The sequence below is a fragment of the Fenollaria sp. C0166D3 genome, assembly GCF_056590255.1.
This window is the reverse complement of sequence record NZ_JBWPVU010000003.1, coordinates 36376-57338: the sequence shown is the minus strand read 5'-3', so window position 1 is coordinate 57338 and position 20963 is coordinate 36376. Positions and strand designations below refer to the sequence as shown.

Genomic DNA, 20963 nt, shown 5'->3' with positions numbered 1-20963 from the left:
GATGGATAATAGAGATATACTTTTGTATTTAAACAGCATATTCGCTGAAAGAGCTGCTGTATTTAGCTTATTTGATTTAAATATCGAGCTAAATGATATTATGAATATGGATAAGGTTTCATTAAAAAAGCTAAATCTATTTCCTGATGCAATTATAAATAAGATTGTAAATGATGATAAAGAGGCAATTGTTTATAAAATTAAGGAAAAGCTTGACAAGATTGACGCTGAGTTCATGACTTTTCTTGATGAGGATTTTCCGAGCAGACTGCTTTTTATAGACGATCCACCATATTTACTCTTTTACAAGGGAAAGATTATTGATGACGATGAAAACTCTGTTGCCATAGTTGGCGCGAGAAAGTCCTCAAGCTATGGCCAGCTCGCGTGCAAGGAGATTGCCCGTGATCTATCTATGAAGAAGATTTGTATTATATCAGGTCTTGCGCTTGGCATTGACTCAATCGCGCATCAAACAGCTCTTGAGAATGATAACAGAACCATAGCCGTTATTGGCAATGGCATTGACCAGATATACCCAAGGCGCAACGAAAGACTCTACGCAGAGATAGCGGATCACGGAGCAGTTATATCGGAGTTTCCTCTTGGCGAGCAGCCGCTAAGATATAATTTTCCTGTGAGAAATAGAATTATAAGCGCTTTATCTAAATTAGTTATAGTAGTTGAGGCGCAAAAGAGGAGCGGCTCACTAATTACAGCTAGACTTGCTCTTGAACAAGGAAGAGATGTTTATGCAGTGCCAGGAAACATCTTCTCGGCCAATAGTGAGGGCTGCAACACGCTCATTAGGGATGGAGCAGGTATATACACAAACATCGATGACCTGATTGAAACTAGTAGTCTGGTGGATAATTCCATAGCTATGGCAGAAGAAAATTTAGATTTAAGTGATGACGAAAGAAAAGTTTATGATATAATAAAGAACGGCGATGTAAATTATGAGATAATACTCGCAAAAGCGGGCCTTGATAGCGCGTCTTTATCGGCTCTACTGACAATACTTGAGCTAAAGGGCGTCATAACGAGTCAAGGACAAAGAACATACTATGCGAACAGAAGGTGATGAAAGATGGATTTAATTATAGTTGAGTCCCCAACGAAGGCGAAGACCATATCTAGGTTTTTGCCAAAGACTTATAAGATAGTTGCTTCGAAGGGACATTTAAGAGACCTGCCAAAGAGTAGGTTTGCGATTGATGTTGAAAATAATTTTGAACCAGAATATATTAATATAAGAGGAAAAGGACCTATTATCAATGAGCTTAAGGATTTAGCTAAAAAAGCTGATAGAGTTTATCTCGCAACCGACCCCGATAGAGAGGGTGAGGCAATTAGCTTTCACCTAGCTTATATTTTAGATATAGATCCAAAGGAGCTTGACAGAATTGAGTTTCATGAAATAACTAAAAATGCTGTAACTAAGGCAATAAGCGAGCCTCGCGGCATTGATATGGACTTAGTAGACGCTCAGCAAGCAAGAAGAGTGCTTGATAGGATAGTTGGTTACAAGATAAGCCCAATATTATGGAAGAAGATTAGATCTGGTCTATCAGCAGGTAGAGTGCAATCGAGTGCGCTTAAACTTATTGTTGATAGAAAAAGAGAGATAGATGCCTTTGTTCCTGAAGAGTATTGGAACTTAAAGGCTTTGTATAAGCATGGCAGTGAAGAGTACGAAGCAAAGTTCGTCGGAACAAGTGATGGTAAGGGCAAAGTGAATAAACTTGATGTTCATAACGTAAAAGAGAAGAACGCCATAGTTAAAGAGATTAAGGCATCTGATCATATTTGTGAAAGCATCAAAAAATCTGTTTCATCAAGAATGCCTAGTCCGCCATATACAACGAGTACGCTTCAACAAGATGCATCGAGGATATTAAATTTCTCCTCATCAAAGACTATGAAAGTGGCTCAAAGCCTCTACGAAGGTATTAATATTGGCAGGGGTTCACAAACAGGTCTCATCACCTACATGAGAACTGACTCGACAAGGCTTTCTGATGAAGCTTGTAGCGCCGCTCAAAGCTATATTCTTAGTCAATATGGCAAGGAATATCACAAGAAGAATAATTATGCGCAAAAGAAGTCAAAGAACGCTCAAGACGCGCACGAAGCGATTAGACCAGTTAATATAAACATAAATCCAAGTCAAATATCAAAGTACTTGTCGCAAGACGAGCTTAAGCTTTATAGATTGATTTGGCAAAGATTTTTAATGACACAAATGGCGAGCGCTAAGTTTGATACTTTGACTATAGATTTTGCGTCTGGTAAATATATATTTAGATCAAACTACAAGAGCTTAAAGTTTGATGGTTTCTTAAAAGTATCTTCTTATGAAAAGTTTGATGAGAAGAAAGATGTCAAGCTTAAGGCAAAAGACAAAGTTGATCTAGAAAAGATAGAAGGCGAAAAGAAATTCACTCAGCCTAAGAGCTACTACACAGAAGCAACTTTGATTAAGGCGCTTGAAGAGCTAGGCATAGGTAGACCAAGTACTTACTCGCCAACTATATCGACACTAATCAATCGTAATTATATAGAGATAGAAAAGAAGATGTTTATACCGACTGAGCTTGGTGTATCAGTTACTAAGCTTATGGAAGAGAACTTCAACTCCATAGTCGATGCAAAGTTCACGGCTTATCTAGAGAGCAAACTTGATGATATTGCAGTTGGCAAGGTCGAGTGGAAGGATGTAATAGCGGACTTTTACGAAGACTTTATTAAGGACGTAGAAAGAGCTGAGAAAGAAGCAAAGGATTATGAGCTTAAAGATGAAGTAAGTGACGTTAAATGCAAGCTATGCGGAAAGCCTATGCTTGTTAAGAGATCAAGATATGGCAAGTTCCTTGGTTGCTCAGGCTTCCCTGAGTGTAAGTACACTGAGCCAATCGTTGAAAAGACGGGAGCTATGTGCCCTAAGTGCGGTCACGATATAATTAAGAAGAAGTCAAAGACAGGCAGAATTTTTTACGGCTGCTCTAACTATCCAAACTGTGACTTCGCTACTTTTGATGAGGTTTATTCAAAGCCATGTCCTAAGTGTGGCAAGTACAGAACAATTAAGAGAAAGAGCAAAGAAAACATCATTACTTGTCCAAATTGTGGCTTCGAAGAAGTGATTGATAAGAAAAAAAGCTAAAATATCAAATATTATTCAAAAAAAGCTTGACATTTTCATCATTTCTGATATAATAGTTAGGTAAACCGCTCAGAATTGGTTTTAAGTTGATCACCAATGATGGCGAGACTAAGTTAGAGGAGGTATTAGACTTGTACGCAATTGTAGAAACAGGTGGAAAGCAATACATGGTTAAAGAAAACGATGTAATCCACGTAGAAAAGTTAGAAGCTAACGAAGGCGACGAAATTAGCTTAGACACTGTACTTTTCGTCTCTAATGATGGGGATAATAAAGTAGGTAAACCTTATGTAGATGGTGCTAAGGTTACTTGCAAAGTTTTGAAACAAGGTAAATCTAAAAAGATTGTTGTATTCAAATACAAACCTAAAAAGAACGAAAGAAAGAAAAAAGGTCATAGACAACCATTTACAAGATTAGAAGTAACTAAGATCGAAGCTTAGTTATGACTACAGTAAATTTTTTCAAAAAGGATGACAAGATACTAGGATTTGAATTTGATGGACATGCAAATTACGCACATGAAGATGGCATAGTTTGCGCAAGTCTCTCAGCTCTTTCTATATCAACAGTCAATTCTTTAGAAGAAATAGCAGGATTAAATGAAAACGAAGAATACTTCGTGGAAATTTATGAAGATGATGATAAAGACGAGGTTAAATTAAGTTTTAAGTATAGGACAGATGATTCTGAAAAGGACTACATAAGTCAGATACTACTTAAGTCTTTATTACTAAGCGTTAAAAATATATATAAGGAACACTCCGATAGAGTGGCTTTGTATGTGAAGGAGGTAAAGAAATGTTAAAAATTAATTTACAATTATTCTCCTCTAAAAAGGGACTTGGTTCTTCAAAAAACGGTAGAGACAGTAAGCCAAAAATGCTTGGAACAAAGCGTGGAGACGGACAATTCGTTCTATCAGGTAATATTCTTGTAAGACAAAGAGGAACAAAGATTCATCCCGGTAATAATGTCGGTAGAGGAAAAGACGATACACTTTTTGCTATGATTGATGGCGTTGTTAAATTCGAAAGAAAAGACAAGAAAAGAAAACAAGTAAGTGTATATCCAAAAGAAGTTTTAGCATAGTTTTAAGGAACCGGTACACGGTTCCTTTTTTATTAAGGTGGTGATAATGTGTTAGACATGGTAGTATTAGAATTAAAAGCTGGTAAGGGCGGAGACGGCATGGTTGGCTGGAGAAGAGAAAAGTTTGAACCTGCTGGAGGACCTTATGGCGGCGATGGAGGCAAGGGTGCATCCATCATTTTAAGAGCTGACTCAAATATGAGAACGCTAATAGATTTTAAACATAAAAGAATATTTAAAGCTGATAATGGTGAAAACGGCAAAAACAAATTGCAATATGGTAAAGATGGTGAGGACTTAGTCCTTAGAGTTCCTGTTGGTACACTTGTTAAGGAATATAATTCAAAGGGACTTATTATGGACTTAAAAAATGATGGCGACGAAGTCATCATAGCCAAAGGTGGCCGTGGCGGCAGAGGCAATGCAAAGTTCAAAAACTCTGTAAGGCAGGCACCAACATTTGCAGAGCCTGGTAAAAAAGGTGAAGAGATAAAAGTAATACTTGAGTTAAAGCTTATAGCAGACGTTGGCTTCATAGGCTACCCAAACGTAGGTAAATCGTCGCTTTTATCGGTGATATCAAGAGCAAAACCAAAGATTGCTAACTATCACTTCACGACACTTGAGCCAAACCTGGGAGTAGTCACAACAAAGGATAATAACAGCTTTGTTGCTGCCGATATACCGGGTCTTATCGAGGGAGCACACGAAGGTCTTGGACTTGGTCATAGCTTCTTAAAGCATATAGAAAGGACCAATGTACTTGCTCACGTTGTTGATGCATCAAGATCTGAAAGAGAAAACCCGATTGAAGATTTTAAAAAGATAAACGAAGAATTATTTTCTTATAATGAAAAATTAAAAGATAAAAAGCAATTAGTCGTATTAAATAAGGCGGACTTAGTTTATGAAAAAGAAGAGCTAGAAAAGCTTCAAAACGAGTTCAAAGAGATGGGCTACGATAGCGTTATTACAAGTAGCGCTAGCCTTGAAGGCGTTGAGATGCTTAAGTATAAGCTTTATGACATCATCAAGGATATGCCAAGAAATGTTAACGAAACATTCGATGACGAAGTATACATCAAAGAAGATACAGATATCCCAGTTCATGTATATAAATCAAATGGCATTTACTTCGTTGAAGGAACTAAGGTCGAAAACGTTTTAGCAGGCGTTTATGCTGACAATATAGACTCACTAAGATATTTCCAAAGATTCCTTGAAAAAGAAGGCATCATGGATGAGCTTAGAGAGCTTGGACTAGAAGACTCAGATACAGTCGATGTATGCGGCTTCGAGTTTGATTATTATAGATAGGTGATATTATGACAGGAAAAGAAAGAGCAAAGTTAAAATCAATCGCACAAAATTTAAAAGCTACATTTCAAATAGGCAAGGAAGATATCTCGGCTGAATTTATCAATCAAATCGATGATTATTTAGAAAAGAATGAAATTGTTAAGATCAGAGTTTTAAATAATTCATCAGAAGATGTAAAAGAAACACAAGCCTTTCTTATGGAAGAGCTTAACTGTGAGTTCGTTCAACAAATTGGCTCGATATTTGTAATTTATAGAGAGTCACTAAAGAGACCGAGACTTTTGCAAGATGAAAAATAAGATACTTATTTTTGGCGGCACATTTAATCCCATTCACAATGGGCACTTGATATTGGCTGAGCACTGCATCAATGAAGAGGGCTTTGATAAGGTAGTTTTTATACCGACTATGAATCCATATTATAAGGATACACTCGATTTTGATACAAGGCTAAAAATGCTAAAGATGGCAATAAAGGATAATGATAAATTTGCCTACTCAAGCATAGAAAATAAATATAATTTAGAAGGAAAACTTTATTTAATCCTTGAAAAAATTTCAGAGCTAAGTGATGACGATATCACCATACTTATAGGTTCAGATAGTCTTATGAATCTTGATTGGTGGTACAAGATAGACGAGATACTTAAAAATTATAAAATTCTTGTACTAAAAAGAGATGATGAGGACGAGGCCATAAGCATAAAGATAGCTGAGTACAAAGAAAAGTACGGCGCCGATATAAAAGTTTTAAACAATAAAAGAGTAGAGATATCATCAAGCATGATACGTGAGATGATAGAGAACGGCAAATCGATCAAGTATCTTGTCAGGGATGATGTAGAAAAGTTTATAAGGGATGAGAAGCTATATGTATGATATTGAAAAGTTTAAAGAAAAACTAAAAAGCGAAGTAAAACAGTCAAGGTATGAGCACTCTTTATCAGTTATGAATTTTTCAGTAGAGCTTGCAAAATACTATGGTGTAGACGAAGAAAAGGCAAGGGTCGCAGGACTTTTACACGACTGTGCAAAATATAAAGATACAGATAAGATATTGCAAAAGGCAAAAGAATTTGATATAATAATTGATGGTGACTTAAATCACACTATAAAAGTGCTTCATGCTTTACTCGGCTACTATATAGCAAGAGATGAGTATGGCATAGAGGATGAAGAAGTGCTTTTAGCTATAAAAAATCACGCACTTGGTAGAGAAAATATGAGTGATTTAGAGAAGATTGTGTTTTACGCAGATTTTGCAGAGCCTTTAAGAACTTATTCCATGGCTGAAAAGCTTAGAGCGTTTAAGTATGATGGCCTTACAAAAGCAGCGTATGAAGCAGTGAACTACAACCTATCTTATTTACTTGAAGAAGGCTTATACGTTCACCCACAATCATTAAAAACAAGAAATTCATTATTATTGGAGTTGAAAGGAGAATAATTTTTGGAAATTAAAGAAAAGTTAGAAATAATTCAAAATGCAATTGAAGCGAAGAAGGGCTTTGACATAGATAGTATATTTATAGGAGATAGAAGCTCTATTGCTGATTATTTTGTAATCTGTTCAGCCAATAATAAATCACAAGCTGAGTCAATTATGGACGAGGTTGATGAAAAACTTGCCATACAAGGCGTATTGCCAAGACGTGTTGAAGGCAAAGCAACAAGTAATTGGATAATCATGGATTATGAAGACGTAATCGTTCACATATTCTTAAGCGATGATAGAGAATACTATAATCTTGAAAGATTATGGAAAAATTTAGAAACAGAAAGTGAGGAATAAGAATGAGTCTAAAAACTGTAGACACTAAAAAAGCACCAGGTGCTGTAGGACCATATTCACAAGCGATAGCTTTTGAAAGATTTTGTTTCACATCAGGCCAACTACCTATCAATCCTGAAACAGGAGAGTTAATTTCTGATGATATTGAAAAAGCTACTGAACAATCCATTAAAAATGTAGAAGCAATTTTAAATGAAGCTGGCTTCACATTAGAAGACGTAGTTAAGACAACTATCTTTGTAAAAGATATGAAAGATTTTTCAAAAGTTAATGGCGTTTACGAAAAATACTTCTCAAGTCATAAACCTGCAAGATCTTGCGTAGAGGTTTCAACTCTACCAAAGAATGGGCTTATTGAAATAGAAGCAATTGCATACAAATAGGAGGAAGAAATGAGAAAAGTATTAGTTACTGGAGCTTTAGGACAAATTGGTTCTGAACTTGTAAAGAGATTTAGAAAAGAATACGGCGACAGCAATGTTGTTGTATCAGACGTTAGAGAATTGCCTGAAAGAAAAGACATAATCGATGCAGGTCCATTCGAATTAATTGACGTTACAGATGGTAAGAGAATTAAAGAAGTTGCCGATAAATATCAAGTAAACACTATAGTTCACTTAGCAGCACTTCTATCAGCAGTTGGCGAAAAGGTACCACAAAAGTGCTGGCAAATCAACATGGGCGGCTTATACAATGTATTGGAAGTTGCTAGAGAAAACGAATGCCAAGTATTTACACCAAGCTCAATCGCTTGTTTTGGACCAGAAACACCAAAGGATAAAACACCTCAAACAACATTACAAAGACCAACATCTATGTACGGTGTAACTAAAGTAGCTGGAGAAAACCTTTGCGACTACTATCACTTAAGATTTGGCGTTGACACAAGAGGAGTTAGATTCCCTGGTATCATCTCATACGATACACTACCAGGTGGAGGAACAACTGACTACGCTGTTGATATCTATTATGACGCAATTAAAAAAGGTTCTTACGAATGCTTCATCAAAGAAGGTACATACATGGACATGATGTATATGCCAGACGCACTAGATGCAGTTCTTCAACTTATTGAAGCTGACGGATCAAAACTAATACACAGAAACGCATTCAACATCGCTGCAATGAGCTTCGAACCAGAAGAAATTAAAAGGTCAATACAAAAATTCATGCCAGAATTTACTATGACATACAATGTTGACCCAGTTAGACAAGCAATTGCAGATTCATGGCCAAACTCATTAGATGACAGCTGTGCAAGAGAAGAATGGGGCTGGAAGCCTAAATACGATCTTGACACAATGAGTAAAGACATGCTTGAAAAGCTAAGAGAAAAATTAAAATAGTTTAATCAATATTATTATACGAAGCAGAGTGAGAAATCACTCTGTTTTTTGTTTAGCAAATGGAGTAGTTTGGGTATAATGTATATGTATGATGAATGAAACACGCTCATTGTACTTGGCTTAGAACGAATATAGCAAGATGCTAGATATAAATATATTATTATATGTGATTTAAGTATAATAAATATTAATACTAGAGAAAATCATTTGCATGGACTTGACAAAAGCTATTAGATATATTATAATATAAATACAATTGAATACAAACATATACATATTAGAAGCCAATCATATTACATAGATAATTTTATTATCACAAAGATTATACATATTAGATAAAATAGAGATATTTTATCTTTTTATGATTATATATAAAGGGGGATTATGATGGGCTTTATTTATTTGGATAACGCTGCAACAACAAGAGTTAGAAAAGAAGTTATAGATGCGATGCTACCATACTATGATGAGAAGTATTTTAATGCATCAAGTCTTTATTCGCTTGCAACTGAAGTGAAAAAAGATGTGGTAGAAGCAAGGGAGAAGATAGCATCATACTTTAACTGCAAGGCAGATGAGATATATTTTACAAGCTGTGGCTCAGAATCAGACAACTGGGCTTTAAAGGGAACTGCATTTAAGTACGAGGACAAGGGTAAACACATAATTACGACTGCAATTGAGCACCCAGCTATACTTAATACATGCAAGTTCTTGGAAAAAGAAGGTTTTGAGGTAACATATTTAAGCGTTGATGAAGATGGATTCATTGACCTTAATGAACTTGAAAATGCTATGAGAGACGATACTATCTTAGTTAGTATAATGTTTGCTAATAACGAGATAGGAACTATACAGCCGATCAAAGAAGCAGCTGCTATAGCTCACAAACATAACGCACTATTCCATACAGACGCTGTTCAAGCAGTTGGTAACGTTAGGATAGATGTAGAAGACCTTGGCATTGACATGATGAGTTTATCGGGCCATAAGCTATACGGACCAAAGGGTATAGGCGCTTTATACATTAGAAAAGGCGTGAATATCGACAATTTAATTCATGGCGGTGGACAAGAAAGAAAGAGAAGAGCAGGAACTGAAAATACTGCTGAAATTATCGGTCTTGCTAAAGCTATAGAATTATTATATGACAATTTTGATAAGCATAACTCTCATTTAAGAGATAAAAGAGATAGACTAGTTAAAGAAATTATGGAAAAAATTCCATATACACTATATAACGGTAGTAAAGATCCAGAAAGAAGACTACCAGGAAATGCTTCATTCTGCTTCAAGTACGTTGAAGGCGAAGCGCTTCTACTAATGCTTGACGCTATGGGCATAGCTGGTTCAACAGGTTCTGCATGTGCATCTGGTTCATTAGATCCATCACATGTACTACTTGCAATAGGCTTACCACACGAAATTGCTCACGGATCTTTAAGATTAACATTCTCAGAAGAAATTACAGATGAAGATGTAGACTATGTTGTAGATAGCCTAGTAAAGATTATTGAAAGATTAAGACAAATGTCACCTCTATATGATGAGGCAATTGCGAAAGGAGAAATATAATGTTATATTCTGAAAAAGTTATGGATCACTTTATGCATCCAAGAAATGTAGGAGAGATGGAAAACCCAAGCGGTGTTGGCGAAGTTGGTAACGCAAAATGCGGCGACATCATGAGGATGTACCTAAAGATAGATGAAAACGATATAATTACAGATGTTAAGTTTAAGACTTACGGCTGTGGTACTGCTATTGCGTCATCATCTATGGCTACAGAACTTATCAAAGGTAAGTCCATAAACGACGCTATAAATTTATCAAATAAGGAAGTAGCTGAAAACTTAGATGGACTACCACCAATCAAGATGCACTGCTCAGTACTTGCTGAAGAAGCTATCAAGGCAGCTCTTTATGACTATCAAGAAAAAACTGGTCATAAGGTAAAAGGTCTTGAAAATTACGAACCACCAAAAGATGATTTACATGATCATGATCATGTAGAACTAGACTAAGAAGATGGGTTTTTTAGCAAATACTATTAACGAGAACATAATTAATTTGATAAATCAAGGAGGAGCCTTAAATGGTATCCTCCTTGGTTTGCAGATAATTATATTAGCTTTAGGCATATATTATCTCGTTAATATCGGTAATAAACACCTCGATGAGGGCGAGAGACTTATATTCTCTAAGACTGTAATAATTAAGTTTATAATAACAGTTTTAGCGATATTATTCTTCATATACATATACAAAAACTTTCTTATGGTAAGGACGATCACGCTATCTATACTAGTCGCGGCAATGCTTGCGTACTTTTTAAATCCTATGGTTAAAAGTGTGCGTAAGAGACTTAAGATATCGGATAATCTTGCGATTTTGACTGTTTTTTTAATAGTTATTCTTATATTTTTAATCTTAGGTTTCACTGTTTTTCCTAAGACTATTTCTGATATTAAAAATCTTATAATTAAATTCCCAGAATATTACAAGCAAACGCTTGAATCAATTAACGATTTCTTTAATCAATATGAGCTTTTTAAAGGTATAAATCTTGATAATGAACTTATAATTGATAATATCTCGAAAATATACAAAAAACAAACAGCTAATGCGGGAAATTTACTAGTTAATTCTGCAAAGAATGTTATGAGCTTTGTATTTTCACTTGTCTTGACACCAATATTTGCCTTTTACTTCTTGAAGGATAAAGACAAAATTAAGGAAAAGTTCAAAGCTATGATACCAGAGGCGAGAAAAGAAAGGCTAATAAGGCTATTCTCAAATATTCACAATGATATGACTAAGTATGTCATAGGCAAGATTAAGATGGCGATATTCGTAGGTTTTGCAACATTTATTATGCTTCTAGCCTTGGGAGTAGAATTCTCCTTTGTTATAGGTATAATCACATGCGTTGCTGATATAGTGCCGTATGTTGGACCGCTTATGGGACTAATACCAGCCTTTGTCTTTGCTTTTATAGACAGCCCAATCAAAGCGCTTTGGATCTTCATTCTATATATATTAATTCAATGGGTTGAAAACAATATCGTGGGTCCGAAGATATTATCAAAAGAAACGGGCTTCCATCCAATAGTAGTTTTGTTCCTACTTATACTAGGAGCGGCGCTATTTGGATTTTTAGGTATGATACTGTCGGTACCTATTGCACTTGTCATCAAAACAGTGTATAATGAATATGTTGTAAATAAAAATAATTAGAGGTGTATACATGAAACATTTATCTTTGGACGAAATAAGAGATGAATATTTAAATTTCTTTAAAAATCAAGGTCACTTAGCTGAAAAAAGTTTTTCGCTAATACCAAAGGATGATAAATCATTATTATTAATAGGTGCGGGCATGGCACCACTTAAGAAGTTCTTTACAGGCGAGTTAAGTGCTCCATCTAAGAGGATGACTACTTGCCAAAAGTGTATCAGAACTGGCGATATTGACAATGTTGGTAAGACTGATAGACACGGAACTTTCTTTGAAATGCTAGGAAACTTCTCTTTTGGAGACTACTTCAAAAAAGAAGCAATTCATTGGGCGTGGACTTTACTTACAGAAGTTTTTGAAATAGAGCCTGAAAAGCTATGGATCACAGTATTCAAGGATGACGACGAAGCCTTTGACCTATGGGTTAAGGAAGGTCAAGATCCAAAGAGATTAGTAAGACTTGGCAAAGAAGATAACTTCTGGGAGCTTGAAACTGGTCCATCGGGTCCATGTACTGAGATTTTCTACGATAGAGGAGAAAGCTACGGTACTTTAAAAGACTTTAATGATGGCGTAGATAATGAAAGACTAATAGAAGTTTGGAACCTTGTATTTACTCAATTTGATAGAAAATCAAAAGACGAGTACGAGCCACTAAGCCACCCTAATATAGATACTGGCATGGGACTTGAAAGAATGGCATGCGTTATGCAAGGCGTTCACTCAATCTTCGATATAAAAGAAATCAGAAGCATTATTGAAGAGGTAGAAAGATTATCTAATAAAAAGTATAAAACAAATGAAAAAGATGATATATCTATAAGAATAATCGCTGACCACGTAAGAAGCATGACTTTCATGGTTTCAGACGGCATCATACCATCAAACGAATCAAGAGGTTATGTACTTAGAAAAATTATCAGACGTGCAATTAGACATGGCAAGCTACTTGGCATAGATAGACCATTCTTAGCTGATCTTGTAGAAAAAGTTATAGATGGCTGGTCATATCACTATACAGAACTTGCTCAAAACAGAGAGACTATAATCAAGATTATAAGCGCTGAAGAAGCTAAGTTCGAAGAAACAATCAATCAAGGTATGAACATCTTAAACTCATATATTGACGAAATTAAAAAAGAAGGCAAAACTAGCCTATCTGGAGAAAAAGCTTTCATTTTGTATGATACTTATGGCTTCCCATTCGATATAACTAAGGAAATTCTTGAAGAAAATGGAATTTCTGTAGATGAAGAAGAGTTTAACAAGAACATGCAAGAGCAAAAGCTTAGAGCAAAGGAAAATGCTCATGTTGAAGACTCTGGATGGAACAGTGATTTAAATCTAGACATTTATGAAAATTATAAGAATGAGTTTATTGGCTACGAACTCAATGTAAATGAAGATGCCAAGGTAAATGCTATAGTTGTAGATAAAAACTTAGTCGATTCAATTAAGGAAGGCGACAAAGCCATAGTTATACTTGATAAAACACCATTCTATGGTCAATCAGGTGGACAAGTTGGCGACGTAGGCTCACTTAAAAATGATAAGGCTATCTTAAAGGTAATTGACACAAAGAAGACTAAGACAGGTCTTGTGCTTCATGAAGTTGAAGTAGAGTCTGGAGAATTAAAAACTGGCGACAAGCTAGATGCTGAGATTGACTACAAGCTTAGACAAGATACGCGCAAGAACCACACAGCAACTCACTTACTTCACAAGGCACTAAAGATGGTTCTAGGCACTCACGTTAATCAAGCAGGTTCCTTAGTTAGTCCAACTAGACTTAGATTTGACTTCACTCACTTCCAAGCAATGACAGCTGATGAAATTAAACAAGTAGAAAATATTGTTAATGAAAGCATTTTTGATGCTATAGACGTAAATACATCGGTAGTTAGCTTAGAAGAGTCTAAAAAGATGGGTGCAACAGGTCTATTTGAAGATAAATACGGAGACTTAGTAAGAGTAGTTAAAGTTGGCGACTTCTCAATGGAGCTATGCGGCGGTACTCACGTTAAAAATACTTCCGAAGTAGGACTATTTAAGATAGTTCAAGAAACTGGTATAGCTGCAGGCGTTAGAAGAATCGAAGCTCTAACAGGCAGAAATACTTACAAATACCTAAATGATAATGAAGCTGAACTAGATAAGCTTAGTGAAACATTCAAAACTAATAAAGAAGACCTTATCAATAAGGCTGAACAAACAATTAGCGACTTAAAAGATAGAGAAAAAGAAATAAAAGATTTAAAGAACAAAATACAAAATGCAGAGCTTAAAAACCTTGACAGCGAAGTTAAAAATATTAATGGCGTTAACTATATCATCAGCGTGATTGAAGCTGACAATATGAACGAATTAAGACAAGCAGGCGATAAGCTTAAGGACAAAGTCAAATCAGGTATAGTTATGGTAGCTGCAGACATAAACGGAAAGACTTCATTTATCATAACACTTACAAAAGATATTGTAAGTAAAGTTGTTACAGCAAATATCTTGATGAAGAACATTGCGCCACTACTAGATGCTAAGGGCGGCGGAAGAGATGACATGGCTCAAGCAGGCGGCGGCAACTCAGATAAGCTTAAAGATTTTGAATTAAGAGCAGAAGAAAAACTTAAAGAGATTTTAAGCTAATTATAATAAGAAATAAATTATTATTGAAGACATAAGTTTTTTATGATATACTATATTTAGAGGTGATAGCATGGATAAGAAATTTGATGAGACAATGAAATTTAATATTCAAAAGGAAACAGTTCAATCACCAAAAGAAATATTAAATAAGGTTTGTGAGGCTCTAGAAGCTAAGGGATACAACCCCATCAACCAAATCATAGGTTACATTTTATCAGGCGATCCAACATATATAACAAGCTACAACGATGCAAGATCGATGATTATACAAATGGAAAGAGATGAGCTTTTGGAGGCAATACTCGTTGATTATTTGAAATGATTAATAGGGGCTTATAACCCCTATTATTTTTAGGTGAAATTATGGAAAGAATTTTAGCTTTAGACGTTGGCGATAAAACGGTAGGACTTGCAATTTCAGATGAATTACAAATTATAGTCACAACGCTAAACACTATATTTAGAACTTCAAAATTAGAAGATAGAGACAAGTTAAAAGAAATTATTGATCAGTACGGCGTAAAGACTTTGGTTGTTGGCCTTCCTAAGAATATGGATGGAAGCCTTGGACCACAAGCAAAAAAAGTAAAGAAGTACATGGATTTTATGAAGAAAAATCTTGATGACATAGAAGTTGTCTATGTTGATGAGAGACTGACAACAGTAAGTGCGACAAGAGTTTTAATTGATACGAATGTGCGTAGAGAAAACAGAAAAAAGTATGTTGACTCAATCGCGGCAAATTATATTTTAAGAACATATTTAGATATGCAAAGGGGAAAAAATGGAGAATAAAATACTGCTTCATGACGATGATGGTAATGAGATAGAACTTATCGTCGAAGCTACTTTTGAGATTGATACTGACAAGTATGTAGTAATGTATGAAAGCGAAGAGGACGAAGATTACTATATAATGAAGTATAGTGAAGATAATGAAGGGAATTTAGTATTCACAGGCTTAGACGACGAGGAGCTAAGAGAAGCTCAAGAAGCCTTTGAAGAATTAGATAAAACAAATAAATAAAAGGAGGAGACGATGTTAAAGAGTAACAAACTAAGGATCATCCCGCTGGGTGGTCTGAATGAGATCGGAAAGAATATTACTCTTATTGAATGTGATAACGATATAGTTATATGCGATTGCGGTATGACATTTCCAGAGGACGAGATGCTGGGCGTGGATATCGTAATTCCAGATATCACATATTTAGAAAAAAATAAGGAGAGAATTAAAGGTATAGTCCTAACGCATGGTCACGAGGACCACATAGGAGCTATACCATATGTCTTAAAGAAGATAAATGTACCTATTTACGGTACTAGACTAACTTTAGGACTCTTAGAAAATAAGTTAAAGGAACACAACTTAAAACCTAAAATGCATGTGGTAAACTTTAACGATAAGGTTAGATTAGGGAAAATTGTTGTCGAATTCATTAGACAATGCCATAGTATTCCTGACTCAGCAGCACTAGCATTTCACACACCTGCAGGCGTTATAGTTCACACAGGTGACTTTAAAATTGACTTTACGCCAATTATGGGCGGAGTGAACGATTTAAACAGGTTTGCTGAGCTAGGAGATAAAGGTGTGCTTTGCCTATTGGCAGAGAGTACAAACGTTGAAAGAAAAGGCTACACTCTAAGTGAAAGAGTAGTCGGAGAGACATTTAGAACTATTTTCCACGAATATACTGAGAATAGAATCATAGTTGCGACATTTGCATCAAATATGCAAAGAATTCAGCAAATTATAGAAGCGGCTGAAAAACACGGCAGAAAAATAGTTTTATCAGGCAGGTCCATGATAAATAACGTTAAAGTCGCTAAGGATTTAGGCTACTTAAGAGTTAAAGACTCAAGTATAATTGATATAAATAAGATGAATAAGTATGATGACAGAGAGCTTTGCATAATAACAACAGGTTCACAAGGCGAGCCAATGAGTGCACTTACAAGGATTGCCTATAATGAGCACAGAAAAATTCAGCTTACACCAAATGATTTAATTATACTTTCAGCTCACCCAATACCAGGCAATGAAAATGCTGTATCAAAGGTAATTAACAAGCTTATAGAGCTAGATGCAAAAGTTATATACGAATCACTTGGCGAGATACACGTTTCAGGTCACGCTTGTCAAGAAGAGCTTAAGCTAATACATTCACTACTTAAGCCAAGATATTTTATACCAGTTCATGGTGAACAAAGACATCTTAAATTACATGCGCAACTCGCTGAGAGCATGGGCATGAACCCTAAGAACATCTTCATCATGAATAACGGTGACGTGCTTGAACTTGATAAGAGAAAGGCTGAAATCGTTGATGAAGTTACTTCAGGCAATGTCTTGGTCGATGGTCTTGGTGTCGGCGACGTTGGTAATATCGTTTTAAGAGATAGAAAGCACTTATCTGAAGACGGTTTGATCATAGTCGTATTGACATTAAGTAAAGAAGACGGATCAACTATAGCTGGACCGGACATCATATCCAGAGGCTTTGTCTATGTTAGAGAAGCTGATGATCTTATGGAAGAAGCAAAGAAAAAAGTTGTTTTAGCCATAGAAGATTGCCAAAGAAGAAACATTAAAGACTGGTCAAGCATTAAAAATGCTATCAGAGACAGTTTGAAGAAGTATATATATCAAACTATGAAAAGAAATCCTATGATACTTCCAGTAATCATGGAGGTATAATATAAACTTTACTCAGGAGGAATTATGAAAAATTTAGAGAAATCATATAATCCAGCAGAATTTGAAGATAATATTTATAAATTTTGGATGGACAATGAGTATTTTAAGCCAAGTACTGACGATAGTAAAGAATCATTTACCATCATCATGCCGCCACCAAATGTAACAGGTAACCTTCACCTTGGTCACGCGCTTAATGGCACTATACAAGATATTGTTATCAGATACAAGAGAATGCAAGGCTACAACGCACTTTGGCTACCTGGAACTGACCACGCGTCCATTTCAACAGAAGCAAAAGTAGTTGAAAAGCTTAGAGAAGAAGGCGTTAAGAAGAGCGACTTAACAAGGGAAGAGTTCCTAGAAGAAGCTTGGGACTGGACTCACAAGTACGGCGGCAACATCAAAGAGCAGCTAAAGAAGCTTGGTTCATCTTGTGATTGGTCACGCGATAGCTTTACGCTTGATGAGCACTTAACAAAGGCCGTTTACGAAGTATTTGAAAGATTATACAAAAAAGATTATATTTATAGAGGAATGAGGATAGTTAACTGGTGCCCACACTGTCATACAGCTATATCCGATACAGAAGTTATTCACGAGCCACAAGAGGGAAAGATGTGGTACATAAAGTACCCATACTCAGACAAGACTGGCTTTGTAACTATTGCAACAACTAGACCTGAAACACTTTTAGGGGACTTAGCAGTAGCTGTTAATCCAGACGATGAAAGATATACTGACTTAGTTGGCAAAACACTTGACTTGCCTCTAACAGACAGACAAATACCAGTTATCGCCGATGAATACGTTGATTCATCCTTTGGTACTGGCTGCGTGAAGATTACGCCATCACACGACCCTAACGACTTTGAAGTAGGTGCTAGACACGATCTTGGTCAACTTATCGTCATAGACGAAGATGCTAAGATGAATGAAAATGCTTACGCTTACAAGGGTCTTGACAGATACGAAGCTAGAGAGAGAATCATCAAAGACCTTGATGAACAAGGCCTATTGGTTAAGGTAGAAAAACATGAAAACTCTGTTGGTCACTGCGAAAGATGCAATACCATTATCGAGCCGTTAGCTTCACTTCAATGGTTCGTTAAGATGGAAGATATGGCTAAAAAAGCCCTTGAAGCATATAGAGAAAACAAAGTAAACATCATTCCAGAAAGATTTGGAAAGATATATGAAAATTGGCTTGAAAACATCAGAGACTGGTGTATTTCACGTCAACTATGGTGGGGACACAGAATTCCTGTTTATTACTGTGAAGATTGTGGCGAGTATATAGTGAGCAAGGAAAGACCAGAAAAGTGCGATAAGTGCGGATCAACTCATCTAAAACAAGATGAAGACACACTTGACACATGGTTCTCATCAGCTCTTTGGCCATTCTCAACACTTGGCTGGCCAGACACAGACTCAGATGATTACAAGAGATTCTTCCCGACAGATTTACTAGTAACAGGCTATGACATAATTTTCTTCTGGGTAAGTAGAATGATATTCTCATCCCTTGAACAAACAGGCGAAGTACCATTCAAAGACGTGTTATTAACAGGTCTTATCAGAGACGTACAAGGCAGAAAGATGAGTAAATCACTAGGTAACGGCATAGACCCACTACAAGTAATTAGTGAATATGGCGCCGATGCACTTAGATACTCGTTAATTACAAATAATGCTCCTGGTAATGATATTAAATATAGCGTTAAAAAAGTTGAACCACAAAGAAATTTTGCTAATAAATTGTGGAACGCATCAAGATTTGTTCTTATGAACCTTGATGATAGATATGACTATAGTCTTGACTACGACAAATTAGAAAGAGAAGACAAGTGGATCATATCAAGACTAAAAACTGTTGTAGACGAAATCAATAATAACCTTGATAAGTACGAGATAGGCATAGCAGCTGCAAAAGTACAAGACTTTATCTGGGAAGACTTCTGCGACTGGTATATAGAACTTGTTAAGACAAGATTATACGATAGAGACAATATAAACGCGCAAAACGTTATTTTATATATCTTGGAAAATATTTTAAAGATACTTCATCCATTTATGCCATTTATCACAGAAGAGATTTGGAGCTACTTACCAAATAGAAAGACTCCACTAATTATCAGCGATTGGCCAAAGGATATAAAGTACTATGAAGAAGAGCTAAATGATTTAGAACTAATTAAGAGTGCTATCAAGGCCATTAGAAAGATGAAGACAGATATGAACATCGAGCCATCAAAGCACTTCTCGATGCTAGTTTATCCAAACGACGAAGCAGCAGGAAAGCTTTATACTGACAGTGCTAACTACTTCAAAGACCTTGAGCATATAGACAAGATCACTATACTTGACAATAAAGACGCCATCAATAAAGATTTTACATCGATAATGATGACAAATGCAGAACTATTCTTCCCATTAAATGAGTTAATAGATTTCGAAAAAGAAAAACAAAGACTTATGGAAGAAAAAGAAAAGCTAGATTTTGAAGTTGAAAGACTTGAGAAAAAACTATCAAATGAAAAATTCGTTAGCAAGGCACCAAAGGATGTTGTTGACAAAGAAAGAGAAAAGCTAGATAATTATAAGGAGCTATTAGATAAGACATTAACAAGATTAGAAGAATTAAAGTAGGTGGGATATGTATAAAGAAAATAGATTAAACAAAACTGGCATAGACATAAACAAAGCTTCATGGCTTTACACACTGCTTTTTATTGCATACATCTTCCTAGGCTCAATGCTTCAAACAATAGACCTTTACCTAGGTTTATTCGCAGGAGAAGTACTGATACTACTAGTTCCAGTCCTTGTTTATGTAAAGCAAAAGAAAGTTAATTTCAAAAGATACTTTAGACTAAATAAAATCACTGGAAAAGAAGCGCTTATATCAGTTCTACTAACACTTTTAGTTTATCCACTAGTTGGAATAAGTTCAACACTTTTAATCAAGTTCTATAGCCTATTTGGCGAGGTAAGAGTGCCTCAAATCAATGTCAAATCAGGCGGACTAATGAGCATATACAGCGTTTTGATTATAGGGGTGCTTCCAGCCATTTGCGAAGAATTCTTCGTAAGAGGCCTACTAAGCGCACCAGCTAAGAGAGCAAAGGGAAGAAAATTCACATACTTTTACACAGCACTATTATTTATGCTAATGCATGTGAATCCATACAACATAGTAGCACCATTCATATTAGGCTATGTATTTTCAGTATTAAATGAAAAAACAAATTCGCTTTACTCGTCAATGCTTGGACACTTCACATTTAACACTTGCTCAGTTATACTTAGCATCTTCCAAAAGGATATTGCTGAGGGCGCAGTAAACGATATGAAGATGATTACACTAGGCGAGGCCGATTTAGATATAGGCCTATTACAAGGCGTCTTTATGGTGCTCATAGCTATAGTCATAATCTTTGTGCTATATAGAGTTTTATCAAAGATGAAGACAAAAGAAGTGATAGAAGAGACAGATTGCACATTGGACGTAGAAGAGCCAAAGAAATTCTCATACTTGCCACTTGCCTTTAATATACTAGTTTGGCTAATCATGGCAGGAGCAACACTACTTATGTCTTTAGGCATTATAAAGAACATGGCTTTATAATATTTATAAAATATTAAATAAATATAAAAAAAGCCTT

The 20963-nt window shown here is 35.7% G+C and carries 22 protein-coding genes and 1 other annotated feature; all 22 genes read left to right on the top strand.

Features of this window, described 5'->3' with window-relative positions; translation table 11 throughout:
- Position 1 precedes the first annotated feature (1 nt).
- The 22 genes from dprA (at position 2) to AC1EJ0_RS02540 (ending at position 20926) form a co-directional block, all read left to right on the top strand.
- Positions 2-1084 carry a DNA-processing protein DprA gene (gene dprA / locus AC1EJ0_RS02645; protein WP_480023219.1) on the top strand — a complete coding sequence of 361 codons (1083 nt, stop codon included), beginning with the start codon at positions 2-4 and terminating at the stop codon, positions 1082-1084.
- Positions 1085-1090: 6 nt separating this feature from the next.
- Entirely contained in the window at positions 1091-3166 is a 2076-nt protein-coding gene (gene topA, locus AC1EJ0_RS02640; RefSeq protein ID WP_480023220.1) for a type I DNA topoisomerase, read from the top strand.
- A 54-nt stretch (positions 3167-3220) separates the two neighbouring features.
- Positions 3221-3286: a sequence feature (ribosomal protein L21 leader region), on the top strand.
- A gap of 11 nt (positions 3287-3297) precedes the next feature.
- Complete coding sequence (gene rplU / locus AC1EJ0_RS02635) at positions 3298-3609, top strand: 50S ribosomal protein L21 (protein ID WP_058260524.1); 312 nt, start codon at positions 3298-3300, stop codon at positions 3607-3609.
- 2 nt (positions 3610-3611) lie between these two features.
- Positions 3612-3974 carry a ribosomal-processing cysteine protease Prp gene (locus tag AC1EJ0_RS02630; protein ID WP_480023221.1) on the top strand — a complete coding sequence of 121 codons (363 nt, stop codon included), beginning with the start codon at positions 3612-3614 and terminating at the stop codon, positions 3972-3974.
- Positions 3968-4258, top strand: coding sequence for a 50S ribosomal protein L27 (rpmA, locus tag AC1EJ0_RS02625; protein WP_019214708.1), 291 nt, complete (start codon positions 3968-3970; stop codon positions 4256-4258). The genes AC1EJ0_RS02630 and rpmA overlap by 7 nt, the downstream gene beginning before the upstream one ends.
- 57 nt (positions 4259-4315) lie before the next feature.
- The gene (obgE, locus tag AC1EJ0_RS02620; RefSeq protein ID WP_480023257.1) at positions 4316-5575 is read left to right on the top strand and encodes a GTPase ObgE; all 1260 of its coding nucleotides are present in this window, start codon (positions 4316-4318) and stop codon (positions 5573-5575) included.
- Between the two features lie 8 nt (positions 5576-5583).
- The gene (locus AC1EJ0_RS02615) at positions 5584-5877 is read left to right on the top strand and encodes a YhbY family RNA-binding protein (RefSeq protein WP_480023222.1); all 294 of its coding nucleotides are present in this window, start codon (positions 5584-5586) and stop codon (positions 5875-5877) included.
- Positions 5867-6457, top strand: a complete 591-nt coding sequence (gene nadD, locus AC1EJ0_RS02610; RefSeq protein WP_480023223.1) for a nicotinate (nicotinamide) nucleotide adenylyltransferase — start codon at positions 5867-5869, stop codon at positions 6455-6457. The genes AC1EJ0_RS02615 and nadD overlap by 11 nt, the downstream gene beginning before the upstream one ends.
- Positions 6450-7025 (top strand): bis(5'-nucleosyl)-tetraphosphatase (symmetrical) YqeK, encoded by a 576-nt coding sequence (yqeK, locus tag AC1EJ0_RS02605; RefSeq protein ID WP_480023224.1) that lies wholly within the window; start codon positions 6450-6452, stop codon positions 7023-7025. Before nadD ends, yqeK begins: the two co-directional genes overlap by 8 nt.
- A 3-nt stretch (positions 7026-7028) precedes the next feature.
- Positions 7029-7370, top strand: a complete 342-nt coding sequence (gene rsfS / locus AC1EJ0_RS02600; RefSeq protein ID WP_480023225.1) for a ribosome silencing factor — start codon at positions 7029-7031, stop codon at positions 7368-7370.
- Positions 7371-7372: 2 nt separating this feature from the next.
- A complete protein-coding gene (locus AC1EJ0_RS02595; protein ID WP_019214714.1) occupies positions 7373-7753 on the top strand; it encodes a RidA family protein in 381 nt (126 codons plus the stop codon).
- Positions 7754-7762: 9 nt separating this feature from the next.
- The gene (locus tag AC1EJ0_RS02590; protein WP_294796422.1) at positions 7763-8716 is read left to right on the top strand and encodes an L-threonine 3-dehydrogenase; all 954 of its coding nucleotides are present in this window, start codon (positions 7763-7765) and stop codon (positions 8714-8716) included.
- Positions 8717-9103: 387 nt separating this feature from the next.
- Positions 9104-10291: a cysteine desulfurase NifS gene (gene nifS, locus AC1EJ0_RS02585; RefSeq protein ID WP_480023258.1), complete on the top strand. Its 1188-nt coding sequence runs from the start codon at positions 9104-9106 to the stop codon at positions 10289-10291.
- The gene (gene nifU, locus AC1EJ0_RS02580; RefSeq protein ID WP_480023226.1) at positions 10291-10740 is read left to right on the top strand and encodes a Fe-S cluster assembly scaffold protein NifU; all 450 of its coding nucleotides are present in this window, start codon (positions 10291-10293) and stop codon (positions 10738-10740) included. Before nifS ends, nifU begins: the two co-directional genes overlap by 1 nt.
- 4 nt (positions 10741-10744) lie before the next feature.
- The gene (locus AC1EJ0_RS02575; RefSeq protein WP_480023227.1) at positions 10745-11953 is read left to right on the top strand and encodes an AI-2E family transporter; all 1209 of its coding nucleotides are present in this window, start codon (positions 10745-10747) and stop codon (positions 11951-11953) included.
- 10 nt (positions 11954-11963) lie between these two features.
- On the top strand, positions 11964-14597 hold the full coding sequence (gene alaS, locus AC1EJ0_RS02570) for an alanine--tRNA ligase (RefSeq protein WP_480023228.1): 2634 nt from the start codon (positions 11964-11966) through the stop codon (positions 14595-14597).
- Positions 14598-14667: 70 nt separating this feature from the next.
- Complete coding sequence (locus AC1EJ0_RS02565) at positions 14668-14919, top strand: IreB family regulatory phosphoprotein (RefSeq protein ID WP_019214720.1); 252 nt, start codon at positions 14668-14670, stop codon at positions 14917-14919.
- A 41-nt stretch (positions 14920-14960) separates the two neighbouring features.
- Complete coding sequence (gene ruvX, locus AC1EJ0_RS02560) at positions 14961-15392, top strand: Holliday junction resolvase RuvX (RefSeq protein ID WP_320605666.1); 432 nt, start codon at positions 14961-14963, stop codon at positions 15390-15392.
- Complete coding sequence (locus AC1EJ0_RS02555; RefSeq protein WP_294985592.1) at positions 15382-15624, top strand: DUF1292 domain-containing protein; 243 nt, start codon at positions 15382-15384, stop codon at positions 15622-15624. Before ruvX ends, AC1EJ0_RS02555 begins: the two co-directional genes overlap by 11 nt.
- Before the next feature lie 12 nt (positions 15625-15636).
- A complete protein-coding gene (locus tag AC1EJ0_RS02550) occupies positions 15637-17298 on the top strand; it encodes a ribonuclease J (protein WP_480023229.1) in 1662 nt (553 codons plus the stop codon).
- 24 nt (positions 17299-17322) lie between these two features.
- Positions 17323-19947: a valine--tRNA ligase gene (locus AC1EJ0_RS02545; protein ID WP_480023230.1), complete on the top strand. Its 2625-nt coding sequence runs from the start codon at positions 17323-17325 to the stop codon at positions 19945-19947.
- 7 nt (positions 19948-19954) lie between these two features.
- Complete coding sequence (locus AC1EJ0_RS02540) at positions 19955-20926, top strand: CPBP family intramembrane glutamic endopeptidase (RefSeq protein WP_480023231.1); 972 nt, start codon at positions 19955-19957, stop codon at positions 20924-20926.
- The last annotated feature ends 37 nt before the right edge of the window (positions 20927-20963 follow it).